The organism is Corallococcus sp. CA047B, from assembly GCF_003612065.1.
Lineage (GTDB): Bacteria > Myxococcota > Myxococcia > Myxococcales > Myxococcaceae > Corallococcus > Corallococcus praedator.
Genome location: NZ_RAWD01000283.1, coordinates 1 through 12,346, shown reverse-complemented (window position 1 = coordinate 12,346; position 12,346 = coordinate 1). Strand labels below are relative to the sequence as shown.

At 68.5% G+C, this 12,346-nt stretch carries 12 protein-coding genes and 1 pseudogene; 3 read left to right on the top strand and 10 right to left on the bottom strand.

All coding sequences use genetic code 11. The features are described 5' to 3' along the window. From D7X74_RS32225 to D7X74_RS32195, 7 genes and pseudogenes are all read right to left on the bottom strand, one after another. Positions 1-250, bottom strand: a pseudogene (locus D7X74_RS32225) (hypothetical protein); the annotation flags it as partial. A 3-nt stretch (positions 251-253) separates the two neighbouring features. Beyond that, positions 254-829, bottom strand: coding sequence for an RNA polymerase sigma factor (locus D7X74_RS32220; protein ID WP_120536846.1), 576 nt, complete (start codon positions 827-829; stop codon positions 254-256). A 140-nt stretch (positions 830-969) separates the two neighbouring features. Beyond that, entirely contained in the window at positions 970-1,395 is a 426-nt protein-coding gene (locus D7X74_RS32215; RefSeq protein ID WP_120536845.1) for an OsmC family protein, read from the bottom strand. Between the two features lie 125 nt (positions 1,396-1,520). Continuing rightward, the gene (locus tag D7X74_RS32210; protein ID WP_120536844.1) at positions 1,521-2,822 is read right to left on the bottom strand and encodes a sorbosone dehydrogenase family protein; all 1,302 of its coding nucleotides are present in this window, start codon (positions 2,820-2,822) and stop codon (positions 1,521-1,523) included. A 124-nt stretch (positions 2,823-2,946) separates the two neighbouring features. After that, positions 2,947-4,116: a zinc-dependent alcohol dehydrogenase gene (locus D7X74_RS32205; RefSeq protein WP_120536843.1), complete on the bottom strand. Its 1,170-nt coding sequence runs from the start codon at positions 4,114-4,116 to the stop codon at positions 2,947-2,949. A 15-nt stretch (positions 4,117-4,131) separates the two neighbouring features. After that, positions 4,132-4,776, bottom strand: coding sequence for an SRPBCC family protein (locus tag D7X74_RS32200; RefSeq protein WP_158620472.1), 645 nt, complete (start codon positions 4,774-4,776; stop codon positions 4,132-4,134). Positions 4,777-5,027: 251 nt separating this feature from the next. Then, a complete protein-coding gene (locus D7X74_RS32195; RefSeq protein ID WP_120536841.1) occupies positions 5,028-6,272 on the bottom strand; it encodes an FAD-dependent oxidoreductase in 1,245 nt (414 codons plus the stop codon). A gap of 354 nt (positions 6,273-6,626) precedes the next feature. Between D7X74_RS32195 and D7X74_RS32190 the strand changes: the two genes are divergently transcribed. Further along, positions 6,627-7,277, top strand: a complete 651-nt coding sequence (locus D7X74_RS32190) for a hypothetical protein (protein WP_233602348.1) — start codon at positions 6,627-6,629, stop codon at positions 7,275-7,277. Continuing rightward, positions 7,274-7,699 (top strand): hypothetical protein, encoded by a 426-nt coding sequence (locus D7X74_RS42770; protein WP_147444484.1) that lies wholly within the window; start codon positions 7,274-7,276, stop codon positions 7,697-7,699. The genes D7X74_RS32190 and D7X74_RS42770 overlap by 4 nt, the downstream gene beginning before the upstream one ends. Before the next feature lie 405 nt (positions 7,700-8,104). Here the strand turns inward: D7X74_RS42770 and D7X74_RS43185 are convergent, their stop codons facing one another. Together D7X74_RS43185 and D7X74_RS32175 are read right to left on the bottom strand one after the other, a co-directional pair. Further along, entirely contained in the window at positions 8,105-8,263 is a 159-nt protein-coding gene (locus tag D7X74_RS43185; protein WP_158620473.1) for a hypothetical protein, read from the bottom strand. A gap of 9 nt (positions 8,264-8,272) precedes the next feature. Next, the gene (locus D7X74_RS32175) at positions 8,273-8,491 is read right to left on the bottom strand and encodes a hypothetical protein (RefSeq protein ID WP_120536838.1); all 219 of its coding nucleotides are present in this window, start codon (positions 8,489-8,491) and stop codon (positions 8,273-8,275) included. Between the two features lie 143 nt (positions 8,492-8,634). Between D7X74_RS32175 and D7X74_RS32170 the strand changes: the two genes are divergently transcribed. Beyond that, positions 8,635-11,532, top strand: coding sequence for an RICIN domain-containing protein (locus D7X74_RS32170; RefSeq protein ID WP_120536837.1), 2,898 nt, complete (start codon positions 8,635-8,637; stop codon positions 11,530-11,532). A 34-nt stretch (positions 11,533-11,566) separates the two neighbouring features. Here the strand turns inward: D7X74_RS32170 and D7X74_RS32165 are convergent, their stop codons facing one another. After that, on the bottom strand, positions 11,567-12,208 hold the full coding sequence (locus D7X74_RS32165; RefSeq protein WP_120536836.1) for a hemolysin III family protein: 642 nt from the start codon (positions 12,206-12,208) through the stop codon (positions 11,567-11,569). Positions 12,209-12,346: the final 138 nt, after the last annotated feature.

Below are 12,346 nucleotides of genomic sequence, written 5' to 3'. Positions count from 1 at the left end.
GCGCCGGGGGGGCGGCGAAGCGCGGGGGCGGGGCAGGGCGGCGCAGGGGCACGACGTCGGCCTCCACCGCTTGTGTGGGGGCCAGCTTCAGCAGGAGCGCGTCCACGTGTCCGTCGAGCGCGTCCGCATGGGTGGCGAGGAAGGTCTCGCAGACCTCGCACGGCGAGGCCAAGTGCTCACGAAACCAGGCGACCGCGCCGGGCTCCCGGTTCGCGAGGTCGTGCATCACGGCGGCATCCAGGTGTCTCATGTCTCAATCCCACCGTCCGGCGAGCACCCGTTGGAGAAGCTCCCGCTTGATGCGCCCTCGAAACCGTTCCAACCGCATCGTGATCGTGCTCTTGCCCACGCCCAGCTGTTCGGCGATCTCCCGCGCGGACAACTGTCCCTCCAGATAGAAGAGCTGCACGGTCTTCTTCTCCTCGCCCTCGGGCAGCTCGGAGATGAGCTGCCGCACCACCGCGATGTCGCGCTCCACCTGGAGCGCCGCGGGCAGGGCCGGCACCGTTTCCGGTTCGGGATCCGCCAGCGCGTCTTCCATCCGCCGCAGGGCCGTGCGGCGTTCCAGCTTCGAGCGCGCCCGGTTGCGCGCGATGGTCAGCAGCCAGGGCGTGAAGGCCCCGGCCTCCTTCAACCGGGGCAGCCCCCGGAACGCGCGGACGTAGGACTCCTGGAGGACGTCCTCCACCTCATCCGCATCCAATGTGCCGAAACCCGCGACCAGTCGCGCCACCAGGGGCCGCGTCCGACGGTAAAGTTCACCGAAGGCGGACGACTCCCCTTGCGTCGCCCGCCGGACCTCGTCCGCGAATGCGTCCGTTTCACCCACCTGTGGAAAAGACCTCTCTGCCGGCGAATCGGCCACAGGCCTTGATTATCGAACGGGATGCTCCGGGTCCTGAAGCGCGAAGGCCCCCGGACGGTTGTCGTCCCGGGGGCCTTCTTCGTTCAACGGGAGGCGGGCGGACGTCAGCCGACGAGCTTCGCCTTGAGCGTGATGTTCACGCCGGCGAGCGCCTTGGAGACGGGGCAGCCCTTCTTGGTCTCCTCGGCGATCTTCTGGAACCGGGCGTCGTCCGCGCCGGGGACGATGACTTCGGTGCTCAGCGCGATGGTGGTGATGGCGAAGCCCTCGCCCTGCTTGTCGAGCTGCACGTCCGCGTTCGTCTTGATGCTGGTGGGCTTCAGGCCCGCCTTCTCCAGGCCCAGCGACAGCGCCATGGAGAAGCATCCGGAGAGCGCCGCGCCAATCAGCTCCTCGGGGTTGCTGCCCGGCTGGCCCTCGAAGCGGGTGCCGAGCGAGAAGGGGACCTCGGCGGCGTGGCCGGGCTTCATCGCGCCCTTGCCGTCCTTCAGGCCACCGGTCCACTGCGCACTGCCCTTGCTGATTCCCATGGCTTTGTTCTCCTGATGGCGACACGGCGGCCTGCCGTGTCTGCCTTTGGTCCGCGCCGGAAGGTAGGGCGCGGGGGGCTTGCTGACAATTCCTGGCAACGCCTGACATCGCCTCGCCAACCCTTTCAGCGCTTCGCGGACACCTTCCACAGCGTGTTGCTGGCGTCGTCCGCGACCAGCAGCGCGCCGTCGGGCAGCACCGTGACGCCCACCGGGCGCCCATGCACCTGGGCCTCGGAGGTGTTGGAGATGAAACCGGTGAGGAAGTCCTCCGGCGGACCGGAGGGCCGGCCGTCCTGGAACGGGACGAAGACGACCTTGTAGCCGGACAGCTCCGCGCGGTTCCACGAGCCGTGCTGCCCGATGAAGGCCCCGCCCTGGTACTTCTTCGGGAACGCCTGCCCTTCGTAGAACGCCAGCCCCAGCGACGCGGTGTGCGCGCCCAGGGCCACGTCCGGCACCAGCGTCCGGGCCACCAGGTCCGGGCGCTGACCGGCCAGGCGCGGGTCTTCGTTCGCGCCGAAGTACGCGTAGGGCCAGCCGTAGAAGCCGCCGTCCTCCACGTGCGTGAGGTAGTCCGGCACCAGGTCCTCGCCCAGGTCGTCGCGCTCGTTCACCGCCGTCCACAGCACGCGCGTGCCCGGCGCCCAGGCCATGCCCACGGGGTTGCGCAGGCCGCTCGCATAGATGCGCTCGCCGGTGCCGTCGGGGTTGATTTCCAGGATGTTCGCGCGGCGCTCCTCCTCCTGGAGGCCGTGCTCGGCCACGTTGCTGGCGGAACCCACCGACACGTAGAGCTTGGAGCCGTCCGCGTTGGCGATGAGGTTGCGCGTCCAGTGGTTGTTGTAGCCGCCCGCTGGCAGGTCCAACAGCTTCTGCCCCTTGGACTGGAGCTTCGTCTCCCCGGCGGTGTACGGGTAGCGCCAGAGGCCATCCGTGTTGGCCACGTAGAACCGGTCGCCCAGCAGCAGCATGCCCAGCGGCTGCTTCAAGTCCTCCAGGAAGACGTCGCGCACCTCGGGGGTGCCGTCGTGGTCGGCGTCGCGCAGCAGGGTGATGCGGTTGGCGCTGTTGCCCAGGTTTTGCGAGCGCACCTTGCCGGACTCGATGGACTCCTTCTGGTCCTCCTTGTCCTTGAACTCGGAGGAGGCCTCCGCGACGAGCACGTCCCCGTTGGGCAGCACGTAGGTCCAGCGCGGGTTGCGCAGGTCGCCCGCGAAGCGCGTCACTTCAAAGCCTTCGGGGGCCACGGGGCGCTTGCCTTGCGGCCACCCGACGACCGAGCTGTAGCGCTTCACGTTGAAGCTGGGGTCCGGCGCGGGCAGGGCCGGCGCCTTGCCCGCCGGGGACGGGGTGGAGCGGTGCGCGCAGTCCGTCAGGAGCAGCGCGGCCGCCACGCAGAGCGGGACTCGGAAGAACACGGTCATGCCCCTCCCTCTACGGAGAACCCTCCGCCCCACGCGATGCCTGGATGCGGGGCACCGCGCGCGGGTGTTGAGTTGTGGGAAGCACGGGCGCCTGCTGCTCAGCGCAGGACACGTGCCCTTCCGTTCAAGACGTGAAGACGGCCCGCACGCAGCCGTCCTCCTTCTTCTTGAAGAGCTCGTAGCCCTTCGGCGAGTCCTCCAGCGAGAAGTGGTGCGTGGCGAGGAACGACGGATCCAGTTCGCCCTTCACCACGTGCTCCAGCAGGCGCGGGACGTACTTCTGCCCGTGCTGCTGCGCGGCGCGCAGCGTGAGGCCCTTGTTCATGATGGCGCCCAGGGGGAACGTGTCCATCAGGCCGTACACGCCCAGCACGGACAGGGTGCCGCCCTTGCGGCAGGCGAGGATGGCCTCGCGGATCGCCTGGCCCCGGTCGGAGTGCAGGTGCAGCGCCTGCTTCGCCCGGTCATACGCGTAGCCCGGCCCGGTGCCGTGGGCCTCCATGCCCACCGCGTCGATGCAGGCATCCGGCCCGCGGCCTCCCGTCATCTCCCGGAGCGCGTCCACCACGCTCTCCGTCTGGCTGTAGTCCACCGTCTCCGCGCCGACGAACCGCTGGGCCATGGACAGGCGCTCCGGGAAGCGATCCACGGCGATGACCCGCTCCGCGCCCATCAGGTAGGCGCTGCGCATCGCCATCATCCCCACGCCGCCCGCGCCCCACACGGCGATGGTGGCGCCCGGCTGGATGTCGCAGAAGTCCGCGCCCATGTAGCCAGTGGGGGCCGCGTCGGAGAGGAAGATGACCTGCTCGTCGCGCAGGCCCTCTGGCACGAGGAAGCAGTCGTGGTCGGCATGGGGCACCCGGACGTACTGGGCATGGGCGCCCGCGTAGCCGCCGAAGGCATGGGTGTAGCCGTAGATGCCGGCGGTGGGATGGCCGAACGCCACCTGCTGGTATTCAGGCTTCGGGTTGGTGTTGTCACACAGCGACCAGAGCTGGTGTTCGCAATACCAGCAGTTGCCGCAGACGATGAACGAGGGCACCACCACGCGGTCCCCCTTCTTCACCTTCCTCACGTCGCGCCCGATGTCCACGACCTCGCCCATGAACTCGTGGCCGATGATGTCGCCTTCCTGCATCGTCGGGATGTATCCGTCGATGAAGTGCAGGTCCGAGCCGCAGGTCGCCGACATCGTGACGCGCAGGATGGCGTCGTGCGGGTTGACGATCTCCGGGTCGGGGACGGTCTCCACGCGCAGGTCATTCACTCCGTTCCAGCACAGGGCTCGCATGGGCTCGTCCTCCGGTCAGTCCGCGCTCGCGCGAGCGGATGGGTTGTGCTGCAGGGTGGGCATTTCTCCGGTCTCCGCCAGGCTCTTGAACCGGCGCAGCACCTTCATTGACTGCAGGGCCGGGATGCCGCGCAGCCGCTTCGCCAGTGCTCCGGCCAGCGCGCGTCCCGGTGGGGAGAAGGCCAGGTGCAGCGTCACCTCCGTGCCCCAGTTCGCCGGGGCGGGCCGGAAGCGCACCCAGCCCTGGCCTACCAGCGCGCCGCCCCCGATGGACTCCCAGCGGATGAGCTCCGGCGTGCGCTCCTCCACGACGCGGGAGTCCCACTCCAGCGTGCGTCCCAGCGGTCCGTGGAGCTTCCAATGCCGGCCGCTTCCCCCCGTCGGCGTGACGTCCGCGAAGGGGGCCATGATGCGGCCCAGCGTCTGGGGATCGCGCCACAGGCGGTACAACACCTCCGCCGGGCGGCCCACGGTGACGGTGTGTTCCACGTGCGTGGTGTGGGTGCGGTGGGCCTGCTCGGAGGGCGGTGGGCCGCGCGCCGTGCGGGCGCCGCCTGGGGCCGCGCGCCGCCGGGAGTGCAGCCCCTGGTAGAGCAGGGCGCCGCTGGCCAGGGCCACCACCGTGCCCCCGAAGGACCGGCGCCTCAGTCCCAGGGACACGAGCGTCCCGGCGAGCACCGCCGAAGCGGTCCGCCCCCAGTGGCTCGAAAGGAGCTCCTCCTGGGAATGCGTCGTTCGAGGCTCGAGGGGCCGTAGGGGCCCTGTTCGTGAGATTTGCATGGCTTCTCCCGTCCTGGCCGCGCGTGGAGGGGGGCGCGTGCGTCAGGCACTCCCTGCGATGCTTTGGGCAGGGAGGTCCCGGGACAACTGGACATGTGGAGGGGCCGCTGGAGCTGGCTGCCCGGCGTGCCTCAATGCGAGGGCGGTGTGGCTGGCGTGGCCGGCGTGCGCACGTGCTCGGGCCGGAAGCCCAGGCCGATGATCCGCGCCGGGATGCGGCGCAGGTTGGGAAAGTGCTGGATGAGCCAGAGCGGCAGGGGCAGGCCCGTGCGGTTCGATGGCGCTCGCAGCGCGGGGCGCAGCACGCGGTCCTGGATGAGCACCTGGGCGCGCTGCGTGAGGCGCGTGGGCAGTTCGCGGCGCTGTTGAACCTTGCGCAGGTCCTGGGGCGTCACGCGGCCTTCGCGCAGCGGCGCGGCGAGGAGGTTGGCGGCGGCCACGGCGTCCTGCACGGCGAGGTTGATGCCCACGCCGCCCACGGGAGACATCGCATGCGCCGCGTCTCCGATGCAGAGCAGGCCGGGCTGGAACCAGGTGCGCAGCCGGTCCACGCGCACGGTGAGCAGCTTCACGTCGTCCCAGCTTGAAATCTCCGGGGCCCGGTCCGCGAGGAGGGGGGCCAGTCGCGCGAAGTCCTCGCGGAACGCGTCCAGGCCGCGCTGTCGCACGCGTTCGAAGGCGCCCTTGGAGATGACCCGGCCGCACTGCCATTGGTCGCCCCGGTTGATGAGGATGAAGATCTGCCCGCCCTCGAAGCGGCCCATGGGGCCGGAGGGGTCCCCTGGCTTGCGTGAAACGCGGAACCAGAGGACGTCCATGGGCGCGCCCAATTCCTCCACTTCCAGTCCGGAGCGTTGACGCACGGTGGACGTGCGCCCGTCGGCGGCCACCACGAGGGGGGCTCTCACCTCCAGGGCGCCGTCCGGGGTCCGGGCCTGGACGCCGACCACCTGGCCCTTGTCGCGCAGCAGGTCTGTCACCTCCGTGCGCCGGAGCAGGTGGAAGCCTGGCCAGGCGGAGGCCTTGCGCGCGAGGAAGTCGAGCAGGTCCCACTGGGGCATGAACGCGATGTAGCGGGCGTGGGTGGGCAGGTGGTGGAAGTCCCCCACCACCACGTCGTGCGTGCCGCTCTGGAAGCGGATCTCCGGGGCCTTGGTGTGGGGAAGGGCGAGCAGTTCATCCATCCATCCCAATTCATGCATCAGCTCCAGCGTGGACGGGTGGATGGTGTCGCCACGGAAGTCGCGCAGGAAGTCCGCGTGCTTCTCCAGGACCGTGACATCCACTCCGGCGCGCGCGAGCAGCATGCCCAGCATCATCCCCGCGGGACCGCCTCCCGCGATGCAGCACTGGGTGGTGAGCGTCTTGTCAGTCATGGTGTTCCCCTGGGCCCGTAGTGGAGCGGGCGCGGAAAGCCTAATCACTGCTCCACGCGGTCCCGAGGGGCGTCGTGGGTCTTGGGGGAAATCGGACTGCGATAGGCCTGAAATGGCACGAGGGTCTCCGGCGCGCGGGAGATGCCCTCGCGGGCGTCGGGGACGAGTTCACGGACCCGATTCCTCAAGCTGAGGATGTCCGTGCCAACGGCCAGCCCAGCCCTGACTTTCGTTAGGTGTTGTTAACTTTCCAGTGTGTCCGTGATTGCATGTCGCGCCATGTCAGCCACCCGCCATCCCTTGCGCGCCCTCCGCGCTGCCGTTCCCCTCGCCCCGGGGAGCACCAGGGGGGGCATGTCGCCGTTGCGCTGGCTGGTAGCACTCGCGCTGCTTTGGGCGTGTGGCGGCTCCTCGTATCTCCGGGATGGAAACGGAACGTACTTCGGGATTGAGGTCCGCGACGGCCATGAGATTCCGTGGGTCCGTGGGCCATGGCCTGTCATCACCGCCTCCCTCGACGCGGATGCCGTCATCGACCAGTTGTGCATCCCGCTCATGGAGTTACCCGCTGCCGCGCCACCACGAGGTGAGTATGGCCAAGAGTACTGCGGGGTCATCTACGCCCATGAGGGCCGCTACCATGCGTCCTGGCCCGCCGCCCTGGAGACGCGGCGCCTCAGCGCTGAGAACAAGGACTTCAAGAACTGCCGCGTGCCTCGGAAGGTGGTGGATGAACGAGGGCGGACGGAGATCCTCGCGGACTACCACACCCACCCCTGGCGCTACTCGCAGATGTCCATCCAGGACCGCTGGCAGTCTCGCCAGCGGTACTCGTTCCGCGTCCAGATGGACGCTGCGTGCACCGTGCAGATGTACATCCCGAACATCGGAAAGGAGCGTCCCGGGGAGGTCTTCGTGCGGCAGGGGGGGCGCTGGGTGCTCATCGGGCGCGTCATGGACAAGGTCAATGGCACCATTCTGCCTGTGTCGGAGGCATCCCGATGACACGTGCATCGCTGATCGCTCTGTCGCTCATTGCGTTGAGTGGGTGCTCCCTTTTCCAGCGCTCGAAGCGCCCACCTCATGCACCTCCCGAAGAGGCCCAGAAGTTCGTCTTCCCGGCCCTCACCTTCCAGGAGGGCCGGACAACGCTCTTGGATGGCGACATCGCCACCGCCGTCCAACTCGCGATGGATGACCTTCTCCCCCTGGACCGCAAGCCACCCAAGAACGCAACGCCGGTCGAGTTGTGCCTCTTCCGCCGTGACATCTATCAGGTGGCGGTGGAGCGGCTGCCGGATGGCATCATCCTGGTTGGCATCTACGCGCACACCGAAATCTGCGATCCGAACGACACCGCCACGGATGCCGGGGGACTCTACGCCGTCGATGTGCGGCGCGGTCTCATCGTCGCGCAACAGCGGTAGGTGCTCGCCCACCACGACGCCAACCCGGGGGCTCAAAGGGCTTTCGGCCCGTGGACGCTCGGAACATTGGAAAGGGCATCTGGCTGCGGACTTCGCTCATCACGTAGGGGCTCAGACGGACGCCATCACCGGGCAGATCCACGGTGCGTCCGGCGGTCGCGGCAACCCCTGAAGCAGGCCCCCGCTTTTCTCCGGGGCCTCGCGAATCAGGGCACTTCGGGCCCACGGCACGTTAGGCTGGGGACCGCCGTTGTCCGGCGACAGGAGACGCACCATGCCCAAGGGTCAAGAGAAGGCGAAGAAGGACAACAAGCCGAAGCTGACGACGAAGGAGAAGCAGGAGAAGAAGAAGAAGGCCAAGGAAGAGAAGAAGAAGTAGCCCCGAGGCCGAAGTCGTCGCGTGCGTCAGGGCGCCTTCTTCGGAGGCACCCGGCACGCGGCATGGCCGAGGATGACGTCCCCGTCGACGGTGCTCGTCGGCGTGGGCGTCCATCCGGCGGCGAGCCGGGCGTCCAGGAGCTCATCGGCCTTCGGTTGACGGTCCCACACGGAGACCGCGTTCACGCCGCCCAGTCACGTGGTGTCGAAGACGAGGTAGCGCTCGCCTTCCCAGGGCACCACCACGTCGTGGGTGAACTCGTCCTGGACCACCACCGCCGCCACGTCGCGGGGCGGCGTCCGGGCAAACCCCCAGCGCACCACGTCCTGGAGCAGGGTGAGCGGCGCCAGCTCCCGCTCCAGCCGTGCGCGCTGGGCCGGCGGCAGCCCGGAGTGGTCGATCAAGGGCACCATGCCCGCAGCATACCCAGCCGACGGGCTACCGTCCCAAGCCCCTGGACATATTAATCCAGCAAAACAAGAAAAGCCGTTGAAGGGATTATTCCTGATGGAGTCCGGTTTGGCTTCTATTTCCGGAATTCAAACCAGGGAGCCCCATGCCTCAGTATTTCCACATCGCGTCCACGACGAACCCTTCCTTCGTGGTTGGCGCCTCGGGTTCGACCTCGGGTTCCGCGGTGCAGCTCGTCCAACGGCAGGGCGGCGTCCAGGCCCAGGGCCAGTTGTGGCGGTTGACGGCCAGTGGGTATCTCGTCAACGGCTACGACCCGAGCCTCGTGCTCGCGGTGGGCTCGGGCGGCGTCGTGCTCTCCACGCAGAGCCCGACCGACAACACCCAGGTGTGGCAACTGAACGCCGGTGAGGTCGCCGACGCGCCGCGCGCCGGTACGATCCAGAGCACGGCGAGCCTGCAACTGCTGACGGTCACCGCCTACACCAATGGCGCTTCGTTGGAGATGCTCGACGGCACCGCTCCGGCGCAGCCCGACGCGTTGTGGACGATGGATCCGTTCCCCGTGGCCTTCGACCAGCCGACGGCGCTGAGCAGCGCCCTCAATGCCAGCTATTTCAACATCGTCGCCGCCGGTGCGCCGAGCACGCTCCTGCTGAACATCGCCGGCGGCTCGTCGACGCCGGGGACCCAGGTGATCGTCTGGACGTCCCAGACGAACGCCACCAACGACCTCTGGCGGCTCACGCAGTCCGGCTACATCGTGAGCGCGCTCTCCCCGTCGCTCGTGCTCGGGCTCGGGACCTACGCCAATGGCGTGCAGCCGGTCGTCACCTGCGAGGTGGACGTCGGCGACGACACCCAGTTGTGGACGCTTGGCAGCGGCAACCTGTACGGGATGCCCAACGCGAGCACCCTCATCAACCGGGCGACGAACCAGGCGCTCGCGGTGCTGAACGGTGACTTCACCGCGGGCGCGAGCGTCGTGGCGATCCCGGTGGGCAGCCAACCGCCGGCGGCCGCGCTCTGGACCGTCTCGCTGTCGAACTGGCAGCCGTCAGCGGTGGAGGGGCAGACGGCCACGACGTCAGGTTCCACGCTCGCGCCGCCGTTGCCGCTCGTGGCGAACGTCCAGGGCAACGCGACGACGGGCGGGACGCCCGTGATCCTCTGGCCCTTGAGCTCCGTCCCCCCTGGACTGCAGCCGCCGTTCTCCAATGTCAGTTGGCCGAACAACAACCTCTGGCGCTACAGCATCGACGGGTACATCACCTCCGACCTGGCGCCCGACTTCGTGCTCACCGCCATGCCTGACGGCGCCGCGGTGATGTACCCCAAGCAGATGATCGCCACGCCCGCCCAGCAATGGAACATCTCCGCGTCGGAGGTGACGTGGAGCGGCATGCCGCTGCAGGTGCTGCAGATCGCCAACGTGCAGTCCGGCGCGCTGCTGACCGTGCCCGACAACGCGCTGACCCAGGGCACCGCCCTGGTCCTCAAGGCGGCAGGGAGCACGACCTCCGCGTCCCAGCAGGCCTGGTTCAACACGAACGGCTACCCGCTGGACGCCATCGTCGGGCAGATGCCGCTCGGGTTCCCGACCTCGTCGGATCCGCAGGCGCTCACCGCCTACAACTACATCAGCGCGAACCTTCTCCCGAAGATCACCAGCAGCCAAGGGATCCGCGGCGAGTACACCAACACGACCGACGTGCCCGATTGGCTGGCGAACCTCCCGGGGCTGACACCGCCACCGCCGTCCAGTGTTGCGTCGGACGTGTGGACCCAGGTGCAGCAGCAGATCCAACAGGAGCTGACGTACGCCAACGCCATCCAAATCCTCAGCTCCGATGCCAGCACGTTCTACTCCGCGCTGCAGGTCAACGTGCTGGGGCTGCTCGACTCGATCGCGGAGGGCATCACGGGGCTGGGCACGCAGGCGTCCGGGGACGCCGTTGCCGTCATCGAGGGCATCGCGCTGTCGTTCGTCCAGCTCGTGCCGGACGTCGGGGGTTGCATCGCGGGGCTCATCCAGACCGGGCTGAACGCCGCCGCCTCGTATGGCCAGCCCGGTTCGCTGGGGAAGGTCCAGGCGGCGGTCTCCCAGTTGATGCTGAACGTCGGGACCTTGTTCACCCACCTCACCGCCGCGACGCAGGATCAAATGACGGCGGCGCTCGGTGACTGGGGGCAGATGCGGGCCATCGGGTCGCTCACCTCGCTGATGCCCGGTGCCCCCGACTCGCTGGCCTGGACCGTCGACACGGAGAGCGGCCTCGAGAATTCGGCCACGCCCGGCATCTACCTCGCGATCGCGCAGATGCTGATGCCGGTCCAGTACTACATGTGGCAGGCGTTCCAGCAGTCGCTCCTGGACTCGGTCCAGGCGTCGATGTCGCTCGCGCCGATGTCCCCAGAGCTGCCAAGTGATTGCTACACGAGCGTCGTCACGATGGACGGCTCCAAGCAGTACTTTGGCGCCTACGACCTCTACGTCCTCGCCGCCTCGAACGGGAGCTATCCGTCCTCCACGCTCATGTCCACCTACGTGTGGAATCTGGGCGTCACCCCGTCGGCGTTCTACATGGGCAGCCCGAGCTGGCCCTTCCCGACGCGCGTCATGTCGATCCTCGGCCTGGACAGCAAGAGCATTGGCACCACCTTGTCGACCAACTGGAACCAGACGCTGCTCGCGCGGGTCTTCAATTGCACGCCGAACGCGCTCACGATGACGTTGACGCCCAACCATGACTGCCCCGTGAGCTGGGGCAATATGAGCCAGCCGCTGGCGCCGTACGCGATGTTGGAGTTCGCCGCCAGCGCCGGGCACCACGGCGACACGTCGGTGAACGTCGCGGTGACCGACTCAAGCGGAACCCAGGTGATGCAGTTCGAGGTCGTCGGCGGCAGCACGACGTCCGTCCCGTACAACATCCCGGCGCAAGGCTACTGGCTGTCAAGCAGCGTCACCAACGCCGGTGGTGGAAAGCCGCCCGGCAGCTGGGGCCCGCCCGGGATCGCGAACGTCGCGTTGGGACAGTAGACCCAGGCGCTCGGACCTCTCCCCTGGACAGCGTCTATGTCCAGGGACTCAGGACATCCAGCAGGATGACGTAGTGCACGGCCGCCGCGGCGATGACCATCGCGTGGAACAGCTCATGGTAGCCGAACACCTCCGGCTTCGGATCCGGCCACCGGCGCGCGTACACCACGGCGCCCACGGCGTAGAGCACGCCTTCGAAGACGAGCCACCCGACCCGCGTGGGGCCGATGACGCCCGACAGCCGCAACATCACCGGCGTCGACACCAGCCCCAGCGCGACGTAGAGCGCGGAGCGCAGCCCTCGCGACGCGGAGATGCCCAGCAGCGTGAGCGTCGCGCCCGTGAGGGCCGCGATCCACATCACCCAGAGCGACTGCCGGCTCCAGCCTCCCGCCAGGTCCAGCGTGGCCAGGGGCGTGAAGCTGCCCGCGATGAGGATGTAGATGGCCGCGTGGTCGAACTTCCCCAGACGCTGGTACGTCGCGGGCGTCCAGGTGGGCCAGTGGTAGGTCCCGCTCACGCCGAACATCAGGACCATGCTGAAGCCGAACGTCAGGTTGGCCGCGTACTGCACGCCCTGCACCGGGGTCCGGGCCATCTGGAAGCACGCCACCAGCGCCGCGATGAACGCGAGCATGTGCGACACGCCTCGCAGCCTGGGCTTCAACTCGTCCATGGCCTGCTCCTACCCCGGGCAGGTCACGGTTTCGTCAGCGAGCGGGCCACCACCCCTCACGGGGCGTCCAGGGGTGTGCACCCCCGCGCCCGGCTCCGTCCGATTTCCGCCAACCCCGCCCCACGCCCGCCCTGGCGT

Coding starts and splice junctions, on each gene's coding strand:
- D7X74_RS32215 (WP_120536845.1), bottom strand. CDS start 1,395: ATGGGAATCAGCAAGGGCAGTGCGCAGTGGACCGGTGGCCTGAAGGAC.
- D7X74_RS32210 (WP_120536844.1), bottom strand. CDS start 2,822: ATGACCGTGTTCTTCCGAGTCCCGCTCTGCGTGGCGGCCGCGCTGCTC.
- D7X74_RS32205 (WP_120536843.1), bottom strand. CDS start 4,116: ATGCGAGCCCTGTGCTGGAACGGAGTGAATGACCTGCGCGTGGAGACC.
- D7X74_RS32195 (WP_120536841.1), bottom strand. CDS start 6,272: ATGACTGACAAGACGCTCACCACCCAGTGCTGCATCGCGGGAGGCGGT.
- D7X74_RS32190 (WP_233602348.1), top strand. CDS start 6,627: ATGTCGCCGTTGCGCTGGCTGGTAGCACTCGCGCTGCTTTGGGCGTGT.
- D7X74_RS42770 (WP_147444484.1), top strand. CDS start 7,274: ATGACACGTGCATCGCTGATCGCTCTGTCGCTCATTGCGTTGAGTGGG.
- D7X74_RS32175 (WP_120536838.1), bottom strand. CDS start 8,491: ATGGTGCCCTTGATCGACCACTCCGGGCTGCCGCCGGCCCAGCGCGCA.
- D7X74_RS32170 (WP_120536837.1), top strand. CDS start 8,635: ATGCCTCAGTATTTCCACATCGCGTCCACGACGAACCCTTCCTTCGTG.
- D7X74_RS32165 (WP_120536836.1), bottom strand. CDS start 12,208: ATGGACGAGTTGAAGCCCAGGCTGCGAGGCGTGTCGCACATGCTCGCG.